The sequence below is a fragment of the Mesorhizobium sp. P2_F5 genome (genome assembly GCF_056403715.1).
Genome location: NZ_JBFUEY010000004.1, coordinates 452,691 through 474,993 on the forward strand (window position 1 = coordinate 452,691; position 22,303 = coordinate 474,993).

General features: G+C 63.3%; 21 protein-coding genes and 1 tRNA gene. 6 read left to right on the forward strand and 16 right to left on the reverse strand.

The window, feature by feature from the left end; translation table 11 throughout:
* Positions 1 to 2 precede the first annotated feature (2 nt).
* The 10 genes from AC1DYO_RS08675 to AC1DYO_RS08720 form a co-directional block, all read right to left on the reverse strand.
* Positions 3 to 938 (reverse strand): LysR family transcriptional regulator, encoded by a 936-nt coding sequence (locus AC1DYO_RS08675; RefSeq protein WP_181055501.1) that lies wholly within the window; start codon positions 936 to 938, stop codon positions 3 to 5.
* Positions 939 to 988: 50 nt separating this feature from the next.
* Positions 989 to 2,479 carry an aldehyde dehydrogenase gene (locus tag AC1DYO_RS08680; RefSeq protein ID WP_477262221.1) on the reverse strand — a complete coding sequence of 497 codons (1,491 nt, stop codon included), beginning with the start codon at positions 2,477 to 2,479 and terminating at the stop codon, positions 989 to 991.
* Positions 2,480 to 2,519: 40 nt separating this feature from the next.
* On the reverse strand, positions 2,520 to 3,194 hold the full coding sequence (locus AC1DYO_RS08685; protein WP_477262223.1) for a DUF1028 domain-containing protein: 675 nt from the start codon (positions 3,192 to 3,194) through the stop codon (positions 2,520 to 2,522).
* Between the two features lie 4 nt (positions 3,195 to 3,198).
* The gene (locus tag AC1DYO_RS08690; protein ID WP_006335307.1) at positions 3,199 to 3,615 is read right to left on the reverse strand and encodes a RidA family protein; all 417 of its coding nucleotides are present in this window, start codon (positions 3,613 to 3,615) and stop codon (positions 3,199 to 3,201) included.
* A gap of 44 nt (positions 3,616 to 3,659) precedes the next feature.
* Positions 3,660 to 4,934 (reverse strand): flavin-containing monooxygenase, encoded by a 1,275-nt coding sequence (locus tag AC1DYO_RS08695; protein ID WP_477262225.1) that lies wholly within the window; start codon positions 4,932 to 4,934, stop codon positions 3,660 to 3,662.
* A 147-nt stretch (positions 4,935 to 5,081) separates the two neighbouring features.
* Positions 5,082 to 6,686 carry a GMC family oxidoreductase gene (locus AC1DYO_RS08700; RefSeq protein ID WP_477262228.1) on the reverse strand — a complete coding sequence of 535 codons (1,605 nt, stop codon included), beginning with the start codon at positions 6,684 to 6,686 and terminating at the stop codon, positions 5,082 to 5,084.
* Between the two features lie 5 nt (positions 6,687 to 6,691).
* Positions 6,692 to 7,495 (reverse strand): ABC transporter ATP-binding protein, encoded by an 804-nt coding sequence (locus tag AC1DYO_RS08705; protein ID WP_477262230.1) that lies wholly within the window; start codon positions 7,493 to 7,495, stop codon positions 6,692 to 6,694.
* Between the two features lie 13 nt (positions 7,496 to 7,508).
* A complete protein-coding gene (locus tag AC1DYO_RS08710) occupies positions 7,509 to 8,321 on the reverse strand; it encodes an ABC transporter permease (RefSeq protein WP_477262232.1) in 813 nt (270 codons plus the stop codon).
* Between the two features lie 133 nt (positions 8,322 to 8,454).
* On the reverse strand, positions 8,455 to 9,444 hold the full coding sequence (locus AC1DYO_RS08715) for an ABC transporter substrate-binding protein (protein ID WP_477262234.1): 990 nt from the start codon (positions 9,442 to 9,444) through the stop codon (positions 8,455 to 8,457).
* 736 nt (positions 9,445 to 10,180) lie between these two features.
* Positions 10,181 to 11,116, reverse strand: coding sequence for a GlxA family transcriptional regulator (locus AC1DYO_RS08720; protein ID WP_477262465.1), 936 nt, complete (start codon positions 11,114 to 11,116; stop codon positions 10,181 to 10,183).
* Between the two features lie 74 nt (positions 11,117 to 11,190).
* Between AC1DYO_RS08720 and AC1DYO_RS08725 the strand changes: the two genes are divergently transcribed.
* Positions 11,191 to 11,877: a DJ-1/PfpI family protein gene (locus tag AC1DYO_RS08725; protein ID WP_477262236.1), complete on the forward strand. Its 687-nt coding sequence runs from the start codon at positions 11,191 to 11,193 to the stop codon at positions 11,875 to 11,877.
* Positions 11,878 to 12,021: 144 nt separating this feature from the next.
* Complete coding sequence (locus AC1DYO_RS08730; RefSeq protein WP_477262238.1) at positions 12,022 to 12,699, forward strand: HD domain-containing protein; 678 nt, start codon at positions 12,022 to 12,024, stop codon at positions 12,697 to 12,699.
* Positions 12,700 to 13,025: 326 nt separating this feature from the next.
* On the opposite strand, the gene AC1DYO_RS08735 is transcribed toward AC1DYO_RS08730, so the two are convergent.
* A tRNA-Ile gene (locus tag AC1DYO_RS08735) sits at positions 13,026 to 13,101 on the reverse strand.
* A gap of 134 nt (positions 13,102 to 13,235) precedes the next feature.
* On the opposite strand from AC1DYO_RS08735, the gene AC1DYO_RS08740 reads away from it, so the two are divergent.
* Positions 13,236 to 13,946, forward strand: coding sequence for an SIMPL domain-containing protein (locus AC1DYO_RS08740; RefSeq protein ID WP_477262240.1), 711 nt, complete (start codon positions 13,236 to 13,238; stop codon positions 13,944 to 13,946).
* Positions 13,947 to 14,213: 267 nt separating this feature from the next.
* Here AC1DYO_RS08740 and AC1DYO_RS08745 read toward each other — a convergent pair whose 3' ends face one another.
* Complete coding sequence (locus AC1DYO_RS08745; protein ID WP_477262242.1) at positions 14,214 to 14,558, reverse strand: hypothetical protein; 345 nt, start codon at positions 14,556 to 14,558, stop codon at positions 14,214 to 14,216.
* 300 nt (positions 14,559 to 14,858) lie between these two features.
* Positions 14,859 to 15,305 carry a YcgN family cysteine cluster protein gene (locus AC1DYO_RS08750; RefSeq protein ID WP_477262467.1) on the reverse strand — a complete coding sequence of 149 codons (447 nt, stop codon included), beginning with the start codon at positions 15,303 to 15,305 and terminating at the stop codon, positions 14,859 to 14,861.
* Positions 15,306 to 15,507: 202 nt separating this feature from the next.
* Between AC1DYO_RS08750 and AC1DYO_RS08755 the strand changes: the two genes are divergently transcribed.
* Entirely contained in the window at positions 15,508 to 17,766 is a 2,259-nt protein-coding gene (locus tag AC1DYO_RS08755) for an OmpA family protein (RefSeq protein WP_477262244.1), read from the forward strand.
* Between the two features lie 320 nt (positions 17,767 to 18,086).
* Here the strand turns inward: AC1DYO_RS08755 and AC1DYO_RS08760 are convergent, their stop codons facing one another.
* Positions 18,087 to 18,953, reverse strand: coding sequence for an SDR family oxidoreductase (locus AC1DYO_RS08760; protein ID WP_477262246.1), 867 nt, complete (start codon positions 18,951 to 18,953; stop codon positions 18,087 to 18,089).
* Positions 18,954 to 19,114: 161 nt separating this feature from the next.
* On the opposite strand from AC1DYO_RS08760, the gene AC1DYO_RS08765 reads away from it, so the two are divergent.
* A complete protein-coding gene (locus tag AC1DYO_RS08765; protein WP_477262248.1) occupies positions 19,115 to 19,366 on the forward strand; it encodes a type II toxin-antitoxin system VapB family antitoxin in 252 nt (83 codons plus the stop codon).
* Between the two features lie 243 nt (positions 19,367 to 19,609).
* On the opposite strand, the gene AC1DYO_RS08770 is transcribed toward AC1DYO_RS08765, so the two are convergent.
* Positions 19,610 to 20,302 (reverse strand): helix-turn-helix transcriptional regulator, encoded by a 693-nt coding sequence (locus AC1DYO_RS08770; protein WP_477262250.1) that lies wholly within the window; start codon positions 20,300 to 20,302, stop codon positions 19,610 to 19,612.
* A gap of 8 nt (positions 20,303 to 20,310) precedes the next feature.
* Positions 20,311 to 21,183, reverse strand: coding sequence for a S1C family serine protease (locus AC1DYO_RS08775; RefSeq protein WP_477262252.1), 873 nt, complete (start codon positions 21,181 to 21,183; stop codon positions 20,311 to 20,313).
* Between the two features lie 169 nt (positions 21,184 to 21,352).
* Between AC1DYO_RS08775 and AC1DYO_RS08780 the strand changes: the two genes are divergently transcribed.
* Positions 21,353 to 22,303 (forward strand): S1C family serine protease, encoded by a 951-nt coding sequence (locus AC1DYO_RS08780; RefSeq protein WP_477262254.1) that lies wholly within the window; start codon positions 21,353 to 21,355, stop codon positions 22,301 to 22,303.

Here is a 22,303-nt window from a genome sequence, read left to right on the forward strand (position 1 = left end):
GGCTATTCCACGACCCTACCACTGCCGAATACGCCCTGTTCGACGACGAAACGGCGGCAATGATCGATGAATGCCTGCACTGTCTGGGTGCGGTGCTCGGCGTTGGGCAACGCGACCCCCATGGTCAGAGGCCGCAAATCGCCCTCCAGGGGCACGAAGACCAGCGGCTTGCCGTCGGGCGCCAGCGTGTTGAGCGGCCGCATGTTGGCGATGCCGTAGCCGAAGCCGTTCGCGACCATCGACCGCATTACCGCGATATCGCCGGTGCGCTCGGCAATGTTCGGCCGGATTCCTCGCGAATGAAAGGCCGAAAGGAAATATTCGCGGCTATAGGGCAGGTCGAGCAGCACCATCGGCTCGTCGGCCAGCTCTTCCGTCGTGATGGAAGCCTTGCCGGCGAAGCGGTGCCCCTGTGGCAGCATGACATAGGCCGGCACCAGCATCAGCGGTTCGAACGTCGTGTCCTGCGACAGTTCTAGATCGTAGGTCAGCGCTGCGTCGATTTCGCCTCGCTGCAGCATTTCGAGCAACTGACCCTGGTTGCGTTCGAACTGCCGGAACCGCACCTCGGGATAGGCGCGCTCGAACTTGGCGCGCAACGTCGGCATGACGATCTGCGCGAAGGTCAGCAGGCATCCGACCGCCAGCGGCCCGCGCACCTTTTCGGCGATGTCGCCGGCGATATCGTGCAGGGCGTCGGCGTCGGCCAGCAGCCTGGCGGCCTCCTTCAGGAAAACGCGCCCGCCAGCCGTGAGCGACAGGCCATGCGAATGCTTGCGGACAAAAAGCTGGACGCCGAATTCGGCCTCCAGCTGCGCGATCGAAGCCGAGATCGACGGCGGCGAAACATTGACCTGCTCGGCCGCCTTGGTAATGGATCCGGCTTCGCCGACGGCGACGAAATATTCCAGCTGTCTCAGGGTGAAGCGTAGCGGCATGGGCTTCTATGTCGCCGGTTTGGGCGCCGCGATCAAGCGCCCGCGCGGCTTCAGTATTTGATCCATGTCGTTTTCAGCGCGGTGTACTTGTCCAGTGCATGCAGCGACAGGTCGCGGCCAAAGCCCGATTGCTTGACACCGCCGAACGGCGTCATCGGGCTCAGCGCATCAACCGTGTTGACGGAAACCGTGCCGGCGCGCAGCCGGCCGGCGACGCGGTGCGCGCGCGAAAGGCTGTCGGTCCACAGCGATGCGGCCAGCCCGTACGGGCTGTCATTGGCAATACGGATAGCTTCCTCTTCATCATCGAAGGCAATGACCGAAAGCACCGGTCCGAATATCTCATCCCTGACAATTGGGTCGTCATGGGCAACATTGTCGAAGATGGTGGGCTGTATGAAGCTGCCGCGGCCGTTGACCGTGACCCGATCGCCGCCGGCGACTAGGCGCGCGGTCTTCTTGCCGGCCTCGACGAAGCGCATGACGTTGGCGGCGTGGCGGGCATCGACCATGGCGCCCATTTTCGAAGTCGGGTCGAGCGGATCACCAGGCTGGGTGGCGGCCGCGCGCTCAGCCAGTCTCTCCACGAAGGCATCCTTGATGCCGCGTTGCACGAGCAGGCGGGAATTGGCCGAACAGACCTCGCCCTGATTGAAGAAGATGCCGAAGGCCGCCATGTCGGCCGCCGCATCGAGATCGCCGCAATCGGCGAAGACAAGGTTCGGGCTCTTGCCGCCGGTTTCGAGCCAGACCTGCTTCATGTTCGACTGACCCGAATACTGCAAGAACATCTTGCCGACCGAGGTCGATCCGGTGAAGGCAAGGCAATCGACATCCATGTGGCGGCCGAGCGCCTGGCCGGCCGTCTCGCCAAGGCCAGGCACGACATTGAGCACGCCGGCGGGCAGGCCCGCCTCCATGGCGAGTTCCGCCAGCCTGAGCGCCGAGAAAGGCGACTGCTCGGCCGGCTTCAGCACCACCGAATTGCCCGCCGCCAGCGCGGGCGCGCATTTCCAGGTCGCCATGTCGAGCGGGAAATTCCACGGCACCACGGCGCCGACCACGCCGAGCGGCTCGCGCCGCACCAATACCAGATCGCTGCCGCCGGTCGGCGCCACTTCGTCATAGATCTTGTCGATGGCCTCGCCATACCACTGGAAGATCGCCGCCGAGCCGGGGACATCGACAGTCGCCGCATCGGTGACCAGCTTGCCCATGTCGAGCGACTCGAGCAGCGCAAGCTCCTGCAGGTTTTCGCGCAGCAGCCGCGCCAGCCGCAGCAGCACCTCCATGCGGTGCGTCGGGCTCGTGCGCGACCAGACACCGGCCTCGAAACTGCGGCGCGCCGCGGCAACGGCGAGATCGATATCTTCCTCGCCGCACGACGCCACCTCGGCCAGCACGTCGCCGGTGGCAGGATTGATGCTGGCGAAGGTTCTGCCTGACCGCGCGGCAACCGTCTTGCCGTCGATGAACGCCTTGTCGCGAAAACGGATCGCGGATGCCTTGCCGATCCAATCCTTGTGACTGAGTTCGCTCATGCGGATGCCTCCCCCTGTGTGCCGGCTACTCGCGTGCCGGCTACTCGTCGCCCGGCACGCCGTAGCTCGGCGCGTCGGACGGATTGATCGCGCGAGTGACATAGGCATCGAGTTGCGGCTTGTAGCGATCCCACAAAGCCGCCAGTTCCTCGATTGGGCAGCTGTCGCTCCAGTCGCAGCGCAGGTCCGCGACCGGCCATGCGACCTCGCGCACCAGCTTCATTCCAGCCGAGTGGACCGGACCCGCCTCGCCACCCGCCTTCAGCGCGGCGCGCATGGTCGCGATCAGGCGGTCGCCGAGATGCCCTTCCGAGGCGAGGAAGGCTTCGACCATGGCTTGCGGCACGCCGTCATGGGCCAGCATGTTGCCGCCGCAGGCGACATTGTCCGCACGCGCCTCTGCCCAAATGCCAAGCGCCTTAGGCCCGGAATGGATCGCGGTGGTCCCGGCGGCATCGACGGCCAGCACCTGCCGGTAGTCGCTATAGGCGCCGGTGCGCTTCAGGATGGCGACCGCCTCGGCGGCCGAGGCACCGCGCGCCATCAGTTCGAGCCCCTTGGTGCCGAGCGTCGGATCGGTGACGTTCTGGCTCGCGACCGCCCCCACGCCCGCCTGCGCATAGGCGCAGCGCGCCGCTACCGCCGGCGAGGAAGACGACACCGCGACGCCGAACATGCCGGTGCGGCTGCACCGCGCGACAATGGAGAAGGTCATGGCATCAGTCCGGGATTACGGCGGTGCCGTCGATCTCGACCAGCCAATCCGGGCGCGCCAGGGCCTGCACGACGAGACCGGTCGAAACAGGATGCACGCCTTTGATGTACTCGCCCATGGTGCGATAGATCGCCTCGCGATGGCGCACGTCGGTGATGTAGACGACCACCTTGACCAAGTGCTCCATGGTGCCGCCGCACTCTTCGATGAGCTGCCTGATGTTCTGCATCACCTTGTGCGTCTGCTCGGCCGGATCGTGGCTGTCGATATTCTTGGCGGTGTCGAGATCCTGCGGACACTGGCCACGCAGATAGACCGTCCGGCCACCCCGCGTGACGACCGCCTGACACAGATCATTGTCGAGCTTCTGCTCAGGATAGGTGTCCTTCGTGTTGAACTTACGGATTCTTGTGTGCGCCATCCTGGTCTCCATCAGATCGGGCTCGTGGCTGTTGTCAGCGTCGGTCAGGCGTCCACCGTCTCGCGCCGCGCGGCAGCGTGATAGGCAAGATATTTGCGCTGTGTCGAAATACGGTCCGCGACATGCTTGGCATCATGCCAGACACCCCAGATGAAACTCGACCCTCTTCGCGACTGCCAGGGAAGCCCGAGAAAATAGAGTCCAGGCTCGACCGAGACGCCGCGCTGATGCCTTGGCCGGCCCTTCTCGTCAAAAGCATCGACCTTCAACCAGCTGTAGTCGACGGAAAAACCTGTCGCCCAGATGATCGCCGCTATCCCGGCTTCGGCCAGATCGAGCTCACGAAGCGGATTTGTCAAGCAGTCGGGATCCGGGTCTATCCGACGGGCGGTGGGCTCCTCCGGCAGGTCGAGACCGTTGCGGGCAACATAGGCGTCGGCCTCGTCCAGCAGCGACATCAGGTTGGCGTCACCGCGGGCAATGTTCTTCGCCAGATCGGACGCGAAGGTCAGCACGCCGTCCTGATATGTCTTGGTCATGCCGACCAGAACAAGCCCCTGCGCGGCCAGCCGACGGAAATCAATCGTTTCGCCACCACGTGCGCCGCTTACCGCGATCGTGACATGTTCCGTGCCAGGCCCCGGGGTCTCGAGGTCCCATTTGCCGAGAACGCCAAGCCACCAGCAGAAATCGCGCCCCCGATAGGCCCGCGGCGGGCGGTCGTGCGCGCCGACCGAGAGGTAGACGCGCCGCCCCGAGCGCTGAAGCTCATCGGCGATCTGCACACCCGACGATCCCGCCCCGACCACCAGCACCGCGCCCTTTGGCAACTGTCCGGGGTTGCGGTACGCGCTGGAATGAATCTGCAGAATGCCGACATCGCCGGGGACAAGGGCGGGGATGACGGGGACCTGGAAAGGTCCGGTCGCCGCGACGATGCTGTTGGCTTCGATCACGCCGTCCGACGTCTCGACGCGGAACCCGGGTCGACCGACATTTCTTTGCGCGAGCTTGACCTCGACGCCGCAGCGGATCGGCGCATTGATCTGCCTTGCATAGGCGGCGAAATAGTCTGCAACCTCCTCCTTGGAGGGAAAGCCGTTGGGACCCGTTACGGGGAATTCCATGCCAGGGAAACGGTCATGCCAGGCCGGCCCATTGGCAACGAGCGAGTCCCATCGCTGCGAACGCCAGCGCTCGGCGATCCGGCCACGCTCGAGAACGAGATGCGGCACGCCGCATTTGCTCAGATGCTCAGACATAGCCACCCCCGCCTGGCCACCGCCGACGACAAGCGTGTCTATTTTTTCCACCGACATTTCTGCGTCCTTTCCCCCCAAGAGTTTCTGCGGATGCCAGGAGGTCAGATCGCTGGTGTACTGGAGGGACTGAGCGGCGAAAATTACGATTTCACGTGGCAGTGGTTAGCTTGTCCCTAAATGCCCAGGAGGCTGGCAAACGAGAGACTACGACAGCATCGCCCTGGCTGCTTTTTCGCCGATCATCATGGACGGCGCATTGGTGTTGCCGCCAATCAGCGTCGGCATGATTGAGGCGTCCGCCACACGCAGATTGTCGAAGCCGCGCACCTTGAGGCCGGCGGGATCGACCACCGCCATGGTGTCGGTGCCCATCTTGGCCGTGCCGACCGGATGATAGACGGTGAGCGCCTCGGCACGCAGATAGGCGAGGATTTCGTCATCGGTGACGACATCGGGTCCCGGCAGGATTTCCGCTCCACGAATATCGGCAAAGACCGGCGAAGCCAGGATCGAGCGCGCCAGCTTGATGCCCTCGATAAGGGTCAATGCATCCCGCCCGTCACTGAAGAAGCGATGATCGATCAGCACATTTCGCCGGGTGCCGTCGCGCTCGAGCGTGATTTCGCCGACGCTTCCGGGCCGCAGCACGCAGGTGTGCACGGCATAGCCGTGACCATATTCGACGAGCCGGCCGCGATGGCTGCGGTAGCCCGGAACAAAGTGGAATTGGACATCGGGAATATCGCCGGCATATCTGGTTTTGGCGAAGCCGCCGGCCTCGACATAGTTGGTCGTCAGCATGCCCTTGCGCCGGACGAAATACTGGAAGGGTGCGGCCAGCATTGCCGGCAGATTGGCGAGCGACAGGCCGAGCGTCCTGGTGCTGTTCGATCGCATCGTGATCATGCCGTCGACATGGTCGCGCAAATTCTTGCCGACGCCGGGCACGTTCATCACCGGCTCCACCCCCGCCGCCTTCAGCTCCTCGGCCGGGCCGATGCCGGAAGCGAGCAGGATGCGCGGCGATCCGATCGCGCCCGCGCTCAGCACCACTTCGGCGCGACATGTCAGCCGCTGGGCTGCCCCGTCCTTGATCACATTGACGCCGGTGACGCGCCCGCTTTCGACTGCCAGATCAAGCACCTCGACGCCTGACAGGACCTGGAGGTTCGGGCGGCCAAGAACCGGCCGGACGAAGGCGGTATAGGCCGAGAACCGTTCCCCCTTGTTCTGGGTGACATTGTAGATGCCGAGGCCGAGTTGACCGTCGGCGTTGAAGTCGCGGTTTTCAGGCAGGCCCACGTCCCGGCCCGCCTCTACCCACAGGCTGGATACGTCGTTGGGATCACGCGGATTGTCGACCAGCAGTTCGCCGTCGAAGCCGTGATAGTCCGGGTTCTGCGACAGAAGGTTCCGCTCCAGTCTCTTGAACACCGGCAGCACATCGGCATAAGACCACCCCGCGCAGCCAAGCGCTGCCCACTCATCGTAGTCCTGCGCGGCGCCGCGAATGTAGACCATCGAATTGATCGAGCTCGATCCGCCGAGAAGCTTGCCGCGGTTGACCGGTATGCGGCGGTTGTTGAGCAGCGGCTGCGGCACGCCCTTGTAGCCGTAGTCGAACGTCGGATTGCCGTAGAGCGAGAGGATGCCGGCCGGCACGCGGACCCTTGTACGGTCGTCGCTGCCGCCGGCCTCGATCAGGCAGACGCGGCTGGCGGGGTTGGCGCTCAGCCGGTTGGCCAGGACACAACCGGCCGAGCCCGCGCCAATGACGATATAGTCGAATTCCGCGGTCGCGATGCCCATGCCTTCTAATTCTCGTCGTCTTCGTCGTTCTTCAAGAGCTCGAGGATTTCCCGCTTCATGGCGATGAAGTTCGGCTCCATGACCAGATCCATGCTGCGCGGACGCGGGAGGCCGACGCGGATTTCCTTCTTGATCTGGCCGGGCCGGCCGGACATGACGAGCACCCGGTCCGCCAGCAGGATCGCCTCGTCAATGTCGTGGGTAACGAACAGGACGGTTTTCTTGGAATGGTCCCAGATCCTGAGCAAAAGCTTCTGCATTGAGTGGCGGGTCTGGCTGTCGAGCGCACCGAAGGGTTCGTCCATCAGCAGCACCTGCGGATCGTTGGCGAGCGCGCGGGCAATCGCCACGCGCTGCTTCATGCCGCCCGACAGCTGCGAGGGGTAATGGTTGGCGAATTTCGTCAGGCCGACCTCATGGAGAAAATGCTCGACGATGGCCCGGCGCTCGGCCGCCGGCATGCTCTTCCGTTTCGGGCCATATTCGACGTTCTGCGCGACCGTCAGCCAGGGGAACAGCGTATAGGCCTGAAACACCATGCCGCGATCCGGGCCTGGCTCGGTAACCTGCTTGCCGCCGACAGAGATCATGCCGCCGGTGCGCTCCTCAAGGCCGGCAATGAGATAGAGCAGGCTCGATTTGCCGCAGCCGGATGGGCCGACGATCACGCAGAACTCATTGGGCACGACATGGAACGAGATGCCGTCCAGCGCCAGCACGGCGTTGTCGCCCGTGCCGTAGCGCAGCGCCACATTATCGACGCCGATGTCGGCGCTCTTCGGTTTCGTCGCAAGTGTCAGGGCGTCCATGTCAGCGAATTCCTCAATTGGCCCAGGGGGCGACGAGGCGGCGGATGCCCCGGAACAATTGGTCGGTGCAAAGACCAAGGATGCCGATCATGGCGATGGCCATGAAGATGACGTCGACCTGGAAGCCGCGCATCGCCTTGAGCGAGATGTAGCCAAGTCCGCTGCGGGCGGCGACGAGTTCGGCGACGACGAGATAGGTCCAAGCCCAGCCCATAGTGACGCGCAGCACGTCGAGCACGTTGGGAAGCGTGGCCGGAAAGACGATGTGGAAGACAGTGTCGCTGCGTTTCGTGCCGAGCGTATAGGCGGCGTTGACGAGGTCACGCTGAACGCCGCGCGCGCTGTCGGCGATCATCACGAGCTGCTGGAAGAAGATGCCGAAGATGATGACGGCCACGCGCTGCTCGATGCCGATGCCGATCCACAGGATGAACAGTGGTACGAAGGACGTCACCGGCAGGTAGCGGATGAAATTGACGAGCGGGTCGAGCGCCGCCTGAACGATGCGATAGGTGCCCATCGTCAATCCGAGCGGCACCGCCACGATGCTCGAAATGACGAAACCGATCAGCACCACCTGGACGCTGGCGAGCACGTGCTCCCACAATGAGCCGTCAAGCGCCATCCTGATGGTGGTGGACAAGACGGATTCCGGGCGCGGCAGGAACATTTCCTTGACCGCTCCGGAATAGGTCAGAGCGAACCAGCCGCCGATGACCGCACACCAGACCAGGACGCTGAGCGTGATGGAGAGAGGGCGCGACACGGCCTGAAACGGCGTGGCGACAGCCTTCCAGGCGGATCGACCGGGCTGATTTTTATCCACGCTCGTGGTCACGATATGGCTGATGGGAGACGTTGCATTCGGTGCCAGTGTCACAGGGGAACCCTTTGGGCTGGATAGACCGCAGGCGAAAGGCTCGGCCTGCGGTCCAGCGAACTCGCTTTGCGAGGCCAGATCACTTTGTCAGGAAGGACGGATCGACGAGGTCATCGTATTTGATGTCCATCTTGAGCTTGCCGAAGCCGCCCCAGACATCGCCACCCAGCTTGATCAGCTTGCCGGCTTCACCGCTCTCGCCGCCGGCGAAGAATTGGGCATTGCGCTCCTTGCCGTAGAAGTTCACGCCCGCGGCGGAGGAGGCGAAGTCCTTCGGCTCCTTCAGCCAGCCGCCGACGCCCTTGGCCATCACCTCGTAAGCCTTCTCGGGATTTTCCTTGATGAACTCGTTGGCCTTGTAGAGCCCCTTCACCAGTGCCTCGACATCCCCGGGGTTCTTCGTGATGTAATCGCAGTTCAGCGCCACCACATCGACGATCAAGCCCGGCGTCTTCGAGGAGTCGATTAGCACCTGGCCCTTGTTTTCCTTCTTGGCCAGCGTCAGATGCGGTTCCCAGGTCACGGCAACAGGAATGCGGTCGGCCATGAAGGCAGCGGCGGCATCATCGGCCGTCATGTTGGTGATCTTTACGTCGGCCTGACTGAGACCGGCCTGCTTGAGCAGGATGTTGAACCAGAACTGCGACACCGAGCCTTCGTTCAGCGCGACCTCCATGCCTTTGAGGTCGGCGACGCTCTTGACCCCGCTGGGCGCCAGAACGCCATCGCCGCCATGGCTGTCGTCCAGGGCATAGACCGATTTGAAGCAGACATCCTTCGAGCGGTATTTCATGATTTCGTCTATGGTCGAGGCACTGCCGTCGAGCTCGCCGGCGGCGACGGCCGCCATGTACATCGATGCTTCCTCGATGATTTCGAGCGAGACATCGAGGCCGCCTTCCTTGAAGTAGCCCATGTCACGCGCAAGGAAGAGCGGGCCGTAACCGACCCAGGTCGTCATCCCCAGCTTCAAGCTGCCGGCTTCGGCGTGGAGGCTCACCGAAAGGGCGCTGAGGGCAATGCCGGCCGCAAGCGCGGCACGGCGAAACTTCGAGATTATTGTCGTCATCACGTTCCCCTGTCTTTTTCTGAGGTCAGGCGCTGTCTGCACCAAAACAACCCGCTTCGGGCGCATCGCCGAAGGTTGCCGCCTGACGTTCTTTTTGTTCTCTTTCAGCCGGCGGATGGAGCAAAGCACGCTGTGTGCGATGCACAAATAATGATTTTCGATAATTCTGCTTAGGCTGGGCCTAACCAAGCCGGCGCTGCCGCGTATGCGCCACCCATAGACTTTGGCGTGAGACGGGTTGACGATCCCGATGACCTCACCGTCGCTTTCGGAGAGGTCAACGACGGTCGCCTCCTGTGTATGACCGGAATTGGCGAAGCTAGCTATTGACCTGGCTTCTAAGGTCGCGACCTGCCCTCGCGCATTCAATGGCGACATCAACACCGACGCCTTCTTCCATGTGCTCGCGGATGAAGGCCGGCACGTCGTCCTTTGTGGGATCGAGGCAGATCAACTTAACTGACGAGCGCATTCGAGCAATTTGAGGCTGTGCCCGAGTTCAGAACCCGCCTATTTGCACGTCGCTGCCGCCGCAGTGTTCCGGATCGTCTCGCGGCGATTGCCACTATATCAGAACGATGCCGATGGCACCGTTGGCTGGGATCAGCGCATGACGGCTTCTTCGGACTTTTAGCAGTGCTGTTCTGGTGTCGGAACTACCCATTGGACCAGTTTGGACGCCTGGTCGTGGCGCTTCTCCACGCACTCTGGCGGTTGTGCTACGACGCGCTCAAGCTCAGATTCGAGCGGCCCGCCTGATCGATTGGGGCGGCCGCCCGTAGATCCGGATAAATGCCCGTCTCATGTTCTCGGCGTCGCCAAAACCAACTGCCTCCGCGATACGTTCGACAGGCTCCCCTGTTGTCTCTATCCGGCCTCTTGCCAAATCCGCGCGAAGCCGTTCCACGACACGCGCTGGCGTGGTGCCGGTTTGCGCCCGGAATGTCCGGCTGAACTGGCGCAGGCTCATGCCGGCCGCCTCTGCCAGCCGCTCGACAGGAAGTTCCTCGGCAATGTGATCCCGTGCGTGGCCAAGGGCAGCGGTGATCCGATCGCTCTTTGGCGCTAGATCGATCGACGCGGCGAATTGCGACTGTCCGCCATGGCGACGGTGGTAGACAACCAGATGCTGGGCCACGGCTTTGGCGATGGCAAAGCCGTGATCTTCCTCGATGAGGGCCAAAGCGAGATCGATGCCGGCTGTGATGCCCGCCGACGTCCAAATATTGCCGTCCCTGCAGAAGATGCGGTCGGCCTCGACGCGAATGGCGGGATAGTCGCGCTGGAGCCGGGCGGCATGTCGCCAGTGGGTTGTCGCTCGGCGCCTGTTCAACAACCCAGCCGCCGCCAGCGTGAATGCCCCCGTGCAGACGCTCGCAACGCGGCGGGACCGCCCCGCAGCCTCGACTATTCCGTTCAAAGCCTCAGCGGGGAGCGTCGGGTCGATCCGTCCCCCGATAACGATCAAAGTATCGAACATGCCGTCGTCGAGTGCTGCAGCAGTCGTGGAGATGCCAAGGCTGTTGGCGACAGCCCCAACGCCGGCAGCCACGATATGGACCTGGTAGGCCGGACGTCCGATCTCGCCATTTGCCGCCTCGAATGCGCCGGCCGGACCAGCGAGGTCGAGCATCTGAAATCCTGGAGAAATGTAGAAGCCGAGCGTTTTCATGGCCGAATGATAGGGAAGTTTGACCTTTAGGTCAAACTCCCTTCCATCGTATTTTCCTCTACAGGAGATAAGCGATGTCGCAGCCAATCAGTGTGGTGATGCCGGTGTACGACGGGGTAACCCAACTAGACTTCACCGGTCCGCACCAATTTCTTTCGCGCACGCCCGACCTGGACGTCCGGGTGGCGTCGCTGGGCGGCCAATCGATCACGGCGGACCGTCTCACCTTCTCTGACCTGGAGGATCTTGCCGCCATCGAGTCCTGTGACGTCCTTCTGGTGCCAGGCGGCCGTGGCTGCCTCGCTGCTATCGAAAACGAGCTCTACCTGAACGAGATTGTCCGGCTGGGGGCGTCCGCTCGTTATCTGACGTCTGTATGCTCGGGCTCGCTCATCCTCGGAGCTGCCGGCTTCCTCGCAGGCCGCCGGGCGGCTTGCCATTGGGCGTGGCGAGAACTGCTGCCGATCTTCGGTGCCATCGTCGACGATAGCCGCATCGTCCGCGACGGCAATATCCTGTCCGGGGGCGGCGTCACTGCAGGCATCGATTTCGTTCTGGCCCTCATCGCGGAACTGAGCGGCCAACGAGTAGCCGAAATGGTGCAGCTTGGTCTGGAGTACGCGCCCCAACCGCCCTTCAATGCGGGTCGCCCGGATACGGCGTCGCCTGAAATTCTGGAAGCTGTGAACGCGCGCAACGCGACGAACCGAGCGCAACGGCGAGCACGCCTCGAAGGCTGGGTGGCTACCCGCCAAACGTGAGGTGACAGACATGTGCGGGCTTCACGCCTTTGTTATCGCTACAGGATCGCTAGGCGCCGCATCCTTGGTCTGGGCATCGCGATGCCAAGCTCTTCAGCCAACGGGGACGAACCACACGTGTCCGCGAAACGCGTGGAGCGCGAGATGAGCGACCGCGACAAGCCAGACTTCTTTGATGCGCTGGCAGTCGGTCGGGCATTGGATCTTACCCTGCCCGACAGTCGCGCCGTCCGGGATGCCTACGAGGCTGCGCAGACCGAGTCGCCGCCTTGGCTCTTCAACCATGTGGTACGTTCCTGGCTTTATGGCGCGAAACTCACCCAGAAACGTGCGCTCACCCCGGACGCGGAACTGGTTGCTGTCGCGGTGCTTTTGCATGATCTCGGCCTTGCGCGTGGCGGCGCTCCAGACCGTCGCTTCGAGGTTGTTGGAGCGGACGCTGGCCGCGCCTTCGCCCTCTCCCACGAGATGGGAGAGCGGCGCGCGGACACAATTTGGGACGCGATCGCCTTACACACCACCGGATCGATTGCCCGACACAAGGGGATCGACGTCGTAAGCTGCCTGACTGGTATCGGGTGTGATTATGGCGGCGTCGGGTATGATGAACTGAGCGACGACAACAAGGACGCGATCTTGTCAGTCTATCCTCGCCTTGGCATGAAGAACCATCTGACGACTTGCCTTTGTGACATTGCAAGAAACCATGCGAATACTACGAGGGACAATTTCATCGCCGACTTCGCTTTGAAATATGTTCCAGGATATACGCGCGGCCGCTTGTCGGTCGACTTCCTGCGTGAATCGCCCTTTGCCGAGTAGCCGGTACAACCGTGGCACGATGTCCATGCCCGGCAGCACGAAGAAGTGCATTTGCGGCCAAGGTAGAAGAATTCGCGACCCGACGAGCGGTTGTACACACTGCCGGCCAAGAGAAGTCTGCTTCGGGTCACAATTTCCGGTTCCGCCGGGACATGACGCGCCGAACGCGTCGCCGCCTCGCCAAGCGACGCAAGCCCCGCGCGCTATTTATCACGACCCCCCTCGCCTGATACTGAGTGACCGATTCTCAGGGACCGACGGGAGTCGAGGCCAAAGGCGGTGTCGAAATGGCCATAAAATGCAATGAAATCAAACGCTTAAAATGTTGGTGGGCCCGGAGGGACTCGAACCCCCAACCAAGCGGTTATGAGCCGCCGGCTCTAACCATTGAGCTACAGGCCCCACGCGCGCTGGATTAGTGTTTTTCCTTACGCCGCACAAGGCTTTCCGGTCGGGCTGGTGGGGATTGCCCAAATCAGCCCATATTCGCATCCTAGTCGACAGGCGCGACTGGATCGCAGACCGAGGAGATTTTCATGACCAGACATCTTTTGCCGCTCGCACTTGCCGCGGCGATCGCTTTTCCGGCGATTGCCGCCGCTGCCGATTCGCTGCCCTCGCCCCGCATCATCGTTTCGGGTGAAGGCCAGTCCACCGTGGCGCCCGACCTGGCGCTTTTGACGCTCAGCGTCATGCGCGAGGCCAAGACCGCACGCGCGGCACTCGACGCCAACAACGACGCCATGGCCGCCGTGATCGCGGCGATGAAATCGGCAGGGATCAGGGACCGCGACCTGCAGACCGCCGGCATCCAGATCAACCCGCGCTACAACTACACCAACAAGCCCGACGGCAGCCAGGAGGCCGAGCTTGTCGCCTACCAGGTGACCAACACGCTCTCCGTGCGCATCCGCGACATCGACAAAACCGGCGAGATTCTCGACAAGGCGGTGTCGCTCGGCGTCAACCAGGGCGGCGGCATCTCGTTCTCCAACGAGAATCCGAAAGCCGCCGTCACCGAGGCCCGCAAGAAGGCGGTGGCCGACGCCATGGCCAAGGCCAAGACGCTGGCCGAGGCCGCCGGCGTTAGCATCGGCCGGGTGCTGGAAATCACCGACCAGAACATCGCGCCGGCGCCGATGCCGATCAACGCCAAGGCCTTCGATGCGGCAGGCGCCGCGGTTCCGGTACAGGCCGGCGAGAATGCCTACGCCGTGCAGGTCACCGTGACCTTCGAGCTCAAATAGGCTTATCCAAATCAGCAAGGCCCGGAGAATGCTGCGGGCCGACTGGCCGGTATCTTAGTTGGCATCAAATTATGAAAAACCCCGGAGGACCTGGTCCTCCGGGGTTTTTTTCGAGCCGCACCCTTCCGCGCTATGGGAAAGGGGCTCCTGGCTGACCCTCGGAAGGGTCATGCCGCTACTCCAGACTGACCTTCGAAGAAGGTCATGTCTCCGGTCTGATCTTGGCAGAAGATCGTGTCCCGGACCGACCTTCAAAGAAGGTGTCCCTTAGCGATAGATAACCGGGCAGCCACGCTCATTGGCGAACACGACCACCACACGATCGCCATACTGGCGGCCGGCCACTTTCACCACGCGGCGGTTGATGTCGACGATGCGGACGCGGTGCAGGCCCATACGCTCGGCCTTGTCGAGCGCGCGGTCCGGCGAGCAGCGGCGCCAATTGCGGTCACGGCGAAAGCCGTCCTCGTCGTCGCCGGTATAGACGCCGACGCGGCGATCATGGTTGTTGCCGAAGCCGAGATAGATCGAATCTGCCTGGGCGGGCACGGCGGCAAGGGTGCCGAGAGCCACGAGACCCGAAAGGGCAGCCGTCTTGAACGAGTTGAACATTGTCTTCTCCTTGTTGAGGGCTTGCGCCCGTCTTCGTCGAACCGATGGGGGGAGAATGCTCCTTGCAGTCTGAACTCTTTGCGAACCGGCCGTTCATTTTCGGTTAATCTGCCGGACAGCTCGAAAGCAACCGCCCCTTCCACCGCTGCAAACGACTTGGAGCCTCAAAAACGTCCGGTCACCCCAGAACGGGCGGCGGCTACATCCGTTCCAGACGCTTGAACATGATGCCGAGAAGTGTGAAGCGGTTTTCTCGGACAAACAGTGTTTGTCCAGACATCATGCTCTATCTCTTTGAATTTAGGGCTCGTCGTCGAGCATGTAGTCGAAATAGTCGTCTGGCTCGGCAAGATCGGTCTCGCTGGCGCGGACGCGGCCGCGTATGGAAATACCTGCATCATGCACGGTCTCGGCGCTTCCCGACACCAGCCTGTGCCACCAGTAGAGATCGTGTCCCTCGGCAACCAGCCGGTAGGCGCAGGTTTTCGGCAACCAGCTGATGGTCCGCACATTCTGCGGGGTCAGCCCGACGCAGTCCGGCACGCGCGCCAGCCGGTTGGCATAGTCCGAACAGCGGCAGGTTTGCCCATCGAACAGCCGGCAGCCGACTGATGTCCAGTAGATTTCCCCGGTGTCCTCGTCCTCGAGTTTCGACAGGCAGCATTTGCCGCAGCCGTCGCAGAGCGATTCCCACTCGGTGGGCGTCATCGCTTCCAATGTCTTGGTTTTCCAGAACGGCGTGTCCATCATGGGCGGAGATGTGGCCCTCGCTGGCGGTGAGGTCAAGCTGTAGTGCTGCCGCAGATGCCGGCCGCACCATACGAAAAACATGAAGTTGCCTTCAAAAGGCCGGTCAATCGTCCTTCGTTGCCGGTAATGTCCACAAACCGGAACCAATCCGGATGATGAAAGTTTGGGCAGGGATGGGACCCCATAAGGAGAATTTGTGATGAAACGCCAACCACGGGTACTGGCAGGTACGGCACTCGGCCTGCTGATGGCATCCGCGCCGTTGGGCGCATCCCCGCTGCAGGGCAACGCCGTTTTCGGCCCCTTGCAGCACACGGCCGCGCCATTGATCCTGGTCCAGGACGACCCTGCTGCAGATGGTCAGCAGACTGACCAGGAACTGCCGCGCAAAAAGAAACGACAGCAGGCCGAACAGGCGCCGGCCGAACAGGCAGCGCCAGCCGCCGAGCAACCGGCACCGGCCGTCGAGGAACAACAGCCGCGCAAGAAGAAGCGCGACCAACAACAGCAGGCCGAGCAGGCTCCTGCTGAACAGACCGCTCCGGCCGAAGAGCAGCAGCCGCGCAGGAAGAAACGCAATCAACAGCAGCAGGCCGAGCAGGCTCCTGCTGAACAGGCCGCGCCGGCTGAAGAGCAGCAGCCGCGCAAGAAGAAGCGCAATCAACAGCAGCAGGTCGAGCAGGCTCCTGCTGAACAGGCCGCGCCGGCTGAAGAGCAGCAGCCGCGCAAGAAGAAGCGCAATCAACAGCAGCAGATCGAGGCAGCTCCAGCGGATCAACCCGCCGAACAGGTAGCGCCCGCAACCGACGAGCAGCCGCTGAAGCCGCGCAAGAAGAAGCGCGACCAGCAGCAGATCGAAGCGGCACCTGCTGAACAGCCGGCCCAGCAGCCGGCTGAGCAAGTGGCGCCCGCCGAACAGGCGGCGCCCGCAAACGACAACAACCCGCGCAAGAAAAAGCGCAAGCAGGATCAGCAGATCGAGGCCGCGCCTGCCGAACAGGCGCCGGACGTCAAGATTGCCCCTGCCGGAGAACCCGTGCCGCAGGCCGAGCCGGTTCAGCCCCCGGCCGATCAGCAGGCCGCTCCCGCCGAGGGCGAACAGCCAAAAGATCAGGCCAAGAAGCACGGCAAGAAACCTGTTGGCGAACAGCCGGTGACGGGCGAACAGCAGCCAGCGGCCGGTGAACAACAGCCCGCGACAGGTGAGCAACTGCCCGCCAATGCCGAGCAGCCGGCGCAAGGCGAAAAGCCGGCGCAGGGCGAAGCCACGGCCAATCCCGACGAAGCACCCATTCTGGACAGCCAGAAGGACGCCAGGCGCAAGCACCGCAAGGACCAGGGCGGCCAGGACGGCAACAGCCAGAACGGCAGTGACCAGAATGCGGGCGGCCAGACGGGCGAGCAGCCCGCGCAGGGCGGCACCGAGGCGCAGAACCCGAAGCCGGCTCCGGTCGATCAGGGACCGCCGCCCACCGACGACAAGTCGGCCCAGCAGGCAATCCAGCCTGAAAAGATCGCCCCGGTGACCGAGGAAAAGGGCAAGCGCATCGAACAGGCGCCCGACATTGTCGATGTTCGCCGTCGTCCACGTCCGCAAGGCACCAACGTGCTGAGGGAGTTCGGCGACCGCGTCATCCTGCAGTTCAACAACCAGACGATCGTCGAAAGCAGTGACGCCCCGCGCATGCACCGCGGCGCCAGGAATGTCTATTACGAGGATCTGTCGGGCGGTCGCACCCGGGAAATCGTCGAGCGTGACAATGGCGTCCAGATCGTCACCATCCGCAACCGCTATGGCGACGTTATCCAGCGTTCGCGCATCACGCAGGATGGGCGCGAATATGTGCTGAGCTATGTCGACGAGCGGCACTATGACGACGATGGTGACTGGCGCGATCCCGGCGACGATCTGCCGCCGATGCGGCTCACCATTCCGCGCGAGGAGTACATCCTGGACTCCGAGGATGTCGAGGACCCGGACGACTACTACACCTTCCTCGAACGGCCGCCGGTGGAGCGCGTCCAGCGCCTCTACTCGATCGATGAGGTCAAGCGTTCGGCCCGCGTGCGCGACATCGCCCGCCGCGTCGATCTTGATACGCTGAACTTCGAGTTCGGTTCGGCCTCGATCTCCGATACCGAGGTACAGAAGCTCGACGGCGTCGCCAACGCCATGGAGAAGCTGTTGAAGAAGAACCCGGCGGAGACGTTCCTGATCGAGGGCCATACCGACGCCGTCGGCACGCCGGAGGCGAACCTCGCGCTGTCCGACCGGCGCGCCGAAGCGGTTGCGGAGGCACTCACCAATGCCTTCGGTATCCCGCCGGAGAACCTGACGACACAGGGCTATGGCGAGCAGTATCTCAAGGTCGACACGTCGGGTCCCAACCGTGAGAACCGCCGCGTCGCCATCCGCCGCATCACCTCGCTGGTGGCGCCGGTGGCAAGCAATAATTGATCTGCTTTTCCAATAGCTTGAGTGGCTTTGTGGAATCAGATCAGCAAGAAGGACCCATCCCGGTAGACCGGGATGGGTGGACCTGCGGATGGCAAGCCCGGTTCAACAAGAATTGCACCCACATTAGAGCCGGCTCATTGAATCATGGGGCAGAAAACCCCAGATTCAGCACTGGGCGTTCCCTGCCCCGTCCCGACTCCAGCGGGACGCATTGAGCCCCGCCGGCCCTGCCGGCGGGGTTTTTTGCGCCGCAATGAACGGCGCGCGCTTTGGCCTTGCAAACCGCGCCAAGGGGCAGCGCCGACAGCAGGTGATATCAGCTAGTAGATGCTTTTGACGTTCGTTGGCGAATTGGCAAACACTTCGTCCGGCACGAAGAAGTCGCCGGCCAGCGGCCCGGTCGCACCCGGCGCGTAGACCGAGAAATCGCTGACGCCCTCGGCGCGCAGCACCTCCTCGTCGATGTAGAAATTACCCGTGGTCTCGCGCGATGGCCGCAGGAAGATGGCATGCGCGGCATCGGCCATGATATCGGGCAAACGGCTCATCGCTGCCACCGTGGCGCCACCCAGCAAGTTGCGCACTGCCGCCGTATCGATGGTCGAGATCGGCCACAGCGAATTGACGGCGATGCCGTCCTTGGCGAACTCGGCGCTCATCCCCAGCGTGCACATCGACATGCCGAACTTGGCCATGGTGTAGGCGACGTGGTTCTTGAACCATTTCGCCTTCATGTCGAGCGGCGGGGCCAGATTCAGAATGTGAGGATTTTGTGCCAACTTCAGGTGCGGAATGCACATTTTCGACACCAGGAAGGTGCCGCGCGTGTTGATCTGGTGCATCAGATCGTAGCGCTTCATGTCGGTCTCCAGCGTGCCGGTGAGCTGGATGGCGCTGGCATTGTTGACGCAGATGTCGATGCCACCGAATTTTTCCACGGTTCTAGCGACTGCCTCGGCAACCTGCGCCTCTTCGCGGATGTCGCACAAAATGGGCAGCGCCTTGCCGCCCGCCTGCTCGATCTCGTTGGCAGCCGTGTAGATTGTGCCCGGCAGCTTGGGATGCGGCTCGGCGGTCTTGGCCGCGATCGTCACATTGGCGCCGTCGCGCGCCGCCCGCAGCGCGATCGAAAGACCGATGCCGCGTGACCCGCCGGAGATGAACAGCGTCTTACCCTTGAGCGACATTTTTCCTCCGCATGCATTTCTTTTCTGAGCGCAATCCTTGCCTGTGCAGCCGCCGGATACAAGAGATTGTAAGGGAAGCCATGGTGACGTTGCGGAGGTTGCAAACGAGATGAAGCTGCAACCGGCTCGGTGTATACTCCCTTCGAATTGTGGAACCCGGCATGGTTTTGTCGATCAAAAACAAGGAAGTCGAACAGCTCGCGCGCGAACTCGCCCGTAGCCGTGGCGTGTCTGTGACAGAGGCGATTCGGCAGAGCCTCGAAAACGAAATGGCTCGCGAGAGCGCGTTATCTGACCTGTTTGTGAAGCTAATGGAAATTTCAGATCAAGCGGCTCGAATACCTGAGCGCGATAACCCGATGACGGAAGGCGAGATCATCGGTTACGACGAGCTCGGAATTCCGACCAGATAGCGTCGACCCTGGCCGCAGCGTAGCGCTGCCCCTCATTGCCCTGCCGCGCATTTCTCCCCGTATAGTGACGGGGAGAAAGACACCATCATCGCCGCCTTCGCCAATCATCAACGTTGCAAGAACAGCACCGAGGTCGCGGTAGCTTCTTCTCCCCGTCACTATACGGGGAGAAGGTGCCGGCAGGCGGATGAGGGGCAGCACTGCCTTTTGGCGATGATCGTCAACTGGTGCCTGAGGATGTCCCTAAACCAGCACCAAGCCCTGCCGCATGGCGATGGCAATCGCATCGGTGCGGTTGGCGGCGCCGAGCTTGATCAGGATCGCGGCGACATGGAACTTTGCCGTGTGCACGGAGATGTTGAGCCGCCGCGCGATCACCTTGTTGGGCGCACCTTCGGCCAGCAGCGCCAGCACTTCGGCCTCGCGCGGCGACAGCGCCGGGCGGGCGGCGCCATCGTCGAGGGGTTCCTCGCCGAACAGCCCGCTGTGGCTTCCATCTCCGCTGGCTGCGCGATCGAAATCGCCATGACGATCCGGCGTCGAACGCCCGTCGGCGGACACCCGGTAGCCGGCCGCCGCCAGTCTGACAGCAGCCGCGATCAGAGTTGCATCCGCAGCCAGCGGTAACACGGCAAACACCTGCCCTTCCGGCTGGGCAGCGCGGACGGACAGCAGCACCTGCGGGGGCGTGATATTGCCAGCCCTCGCCCGATCGACCCAGGCCGCACTGTTCGCAACAGCATCATCGACGACAGCGACATCGGCAACCCCGCTACCGGCCACGACCGGAATTAGATCGCCCGCCGTGGCAAGCGACGCTGACAGGCGTTCCGCGCGCGCGGCATCGCGCAGCGCGATCAGCACCACGAGCTGGCGCTCGGCGCCCGCCATGTCAGGCCCACCCACTTCCGGCCTTGTCAGCGTGTCGCTTTCCATCAGCCCTCTCAGCTTAGCGGCTTCTCGCCAACGGTCAGCGCGACATCACGCTGCTCACCGCCGCGTACGACACCCAGCGTCACCGACACACCCGCGCTATCCGGCCCAAGCTTGCGGATCAGCTCGCGCGGTCCGTGTACGGCCTCGCCGTTCCACGCCACGATGATGTCGCCAAGCGCAAGGCCGGCGGCCTTGGCCGGACCATTGTCGTCGAGGCTCATCACCATGGCGCCGCGCGCTTCGCCGTCTCGGATCGGGTGCAAGCCGGCGCCGAGATAGCCGCGCGCGACATGGCCTTTTTCGCGCAGAGTCGCAACGGCCCGTTCGATCGTCTCATAAGGCATGACCAGGGCCCGCCCGCGCGGCCCGAACAGCAGCATGCCGATCAGCGCGCCCTTGGCATCAAGCACCGGGCCACCCTCGAAACGACCGCCGGCATTGACCGCAAGATTGATGCGCCGGTCGATGGTGCCGCCGCGCATCGAGCGCCAGGCAGGACCGACCTCACCGACCGAGCCCGACACGGCCAGCGCCGAGCCCTGGCTGCTGCCGATGGCGATGGCCAGATTGCCGGGCCGCACCACATCCGCCTTGGCGAGCGCCGCCGCATTGACCGCACCCGCCGGTTTCAGTAGGGCGACGCCGGTCGAGGGATCGCGGCCGACCAGTTCGGCCTTGACCGTCTCGCCCGAAGCCAGCGTCAGTTCGACTTCCTCGCCGGCTTCGACGGCTTCCTCGGCGGTGACGAAATAGCCGCCATGCCAATGGAAGGCGCTGGCGGTGCGATGGTGATGGGTGGCGAAGCTTGCCGTCGCCGGCGCGGCCGCTGCCGCGACATCGGCGATGGCGTCGGACAATGCGCTCAGATTGAAGTCCCTCATTTTGGTCTCCTGGGTTTCTTGCATGCCCCAGATATCGCTCGACAGCCGGCTCGCAGATACTCGCCTGACGGCTAGTTCAAGGTTTCACTGGCCATCTGGTCAGGTCGCGGCGGTTCCAGCCGCTCCGCACATATAGTCATCATTACGCCTGAAAACACGGAGCCCACCAATGGCCCTCGCCGCCGCCAAATTCCAATCCGACGACACACTGCTCGACGCCTATTCGACGACCGTGGCCGACGCGGTCGATCGCATCGGCCCAGCCGTCTGCCGCATCGAGCGCATTGGCGGCCAGGGCGGCCACGGCTCCGGCTTCGTCATCGCGCAGGACGGCTTGGTCGTCACCAACTTCCATGTCGTCGGCGACGCCAGGACCGTGCGCGTCTCGATGCCGGACGGCGCCTCCAGCGAAGGCCGCGTTCTTGGCCGCGACCCCGACACCGATATCGCGCTGGTGCGCGCCGACGGCAGCTTTGCCGATGTGGCGCCGCTCGGCGATTCCAAGCGGCTGCGGCGCGGCCAGATCGCGATTGCCATCGGCAATCCGCTCGGCTTCGAATGGACCGTCACCTCCGGCGTCGTCTCCGCGCTTGGCCGTTCGATGCGCGCCTCGACCGGCCGGCTGATCGACGACGTCATCCAGACGGATGCGGCACTCAATCCCGGCAATTCCGGTGGGCCGCTGGTGTCGTCGGCCGGCGAGGTCATCGGCGTCAACACCGCCATGATCCATGGCGCGCAAGGCATCGCTTTCGCGGTTGCCTCCAACACCGCGAACTTCGTCATCTCGGAGATCATCCGCTTCGGCCGCGTGCGGCGCGCCTTCATCGGCATCTCCGCCGACACCACCAACCTGCCGCGCCGTGCGGCGCTTCTGTCGCAGGTTTCGACGAACACCGCGGTGCGGCTTCGTAGCGTCGAAAAGGATGGTCCGGCGGCGAAAGCCGGCCTGAAGGAAGGCGACATCATCGCGGCAATAGACGGCCGCTCGATCACCGGCGTCGACGACCTCGTGCGCGTGCTCGACGCCGACCGCATCGGCCGCGAGACTTTGTGCACCGTCGTGCGCAGCACCGGCGTCAGCCAGGTGACGGTGACGCCAGTGGCACGGGCTGGCTGA

Bases quoted from the DNA above. Each gene is read 5' to 3' on its own strand.
- AC1DYO_RS08675 (WP_181055501.1), bottom strand. From the start codon at position 938: ATGCCGCTACGCTTCACCCTGAGACAGCTGGAATATTTCGTCGCCGTC.
- AC1DYO_RS08680 (WP_477262221.1), bottom strand. From the start codon at position 2,479: ATGAGCGAACTCAGTCACAAGGATTGGATCGGCAAGGCATCCGCGATC.
- AC1DYO_RS08685 (WP_477262223.1), bottom strand. From the start codon at position 3,194: ATGACCTTCTCCATTGTCGCGCGGTGCAGCCGCACCGGCATGTTCGGC.
- AC1DYO_RS08690 (WP_006335307.1), bottom strand. From the start codon at position 3,615: ATGGCGCACACAAGAATCCGTAAGTTCAACACGAAGGACACCTATCCT.
- AC1DYO_RS08695 (WP_477262225.1), bottom strand. From the start codon at position 4,934: ATGTCGGTGGAAAAAATAGACACGCTTGTCGTCGGCGGTGGCCAGGCG.
- AC1DYO_RS08700 (WP_477262228.1), bottom strand. From the start codon at position 6,686: ATGGGCATCGCGACCGCGGAATTCGACTATATCGTCATTGGCGCGGGC.
- AC1DYO_RS08705 (WP_477262230.1), bottom strand. From the start codon at position 7,495: ATGGACGCCCTGACACTTGCGACGAAACCGAAGAGCGCCGACATCGGC.
- AC1DYO_RS08715 (WP_477262234.1), bottom strand. From the start codon at position 9,444: ATGACGACAATAATCTCGAAGTTTCGCCGTGCCGCGCTTGCGGCCGGC.
- AC1DYO_RS08720 (WP_477262465.1), bottom strand. From the start codon at position 11,116: ATGAAAACGCTCGGCTTCTACATTTCTCCAGGATTTCAGATGCTCGAC.
- AC1DYO_RS08725 (WP_477262236.1), top strand. From the start codon at position 11,191: ATGTCGCAGCCAATCAGTGTGGTGATGCCGGTGTACGACGGGGTAACC.
- AC1DYO_RS08730 (WP_477262238.1), top strand. From the start codon at position 12,022: ATGAGCGACCGCGACAAGCCAGACTTCTTTGATGCGCTGGCAGTCGGT.
- AC1DYO_RS08740 (WP_477262240.1), top strand. From the start codon at position 13,236: ATGACCAGACATCTTTTGCCGCTCGCACTTGCCGCGGCGATCGCTTTT.
- AC1DYO_RS08745 (WP_477262242.1), bottom strand. From the start codon at position 14,558: ATGTTCAACTCGTTCAAGACGGCTGCCCTTTCGGGTCTCGTGGCTCTC.
- AC1DYO_RS08750 (WP_477262467.1), bottom strand. From the start codon at position 15,305: ATGGACACGCCGTTCTGGAAAACCAAGACATTGGAAGCGATGACGCCC.
- AC1DYO_RS08755 (WP_477262244.1), top strand. From the start codon at position 15,508: ATGAAACGCCAACCACGGGTACTGGCAGGTACGGCACTCGGCCTGCTG.
- AC1DYO_RS08760 (WP_477262246.1), bottom strand. From the start codon at position 18,953: ATGTCGCTCAAGGGTAAGACGCTGTTCATCTCCGGCGGGTCACGCGGC.
- AC1DYO_RS08765 (WP_477262248.1), top strand. From the start codon at position 19,115: ATGGTTTTGTCGATCAAAAACAAGGAAGTCGAACAGCTCGCGCGCGAA.
- AC1DYO_RS08770 (WP_477262250.1), bottom strand. From the start codon at position 20,302: ATGGAAAGCGACACGCTGACAAGGCCGGAAGTGGGTGGGCCTGACATG.
- AC1DYO_RS08775 (WP_477262252.1), bottom strand. From the start codon at position 21,183: ATGAGGGACTTCAATCTGAGCGCATTGTCCGACGCCATCGCCGATGTC.
- AC1DYO_RS08780 (WP_477262254.1), top strand. From the start codon at position 21,353: ATGGCCCTCGCCGCCGCCAAATTCCAATCCGACGACACACTGCTCGAC.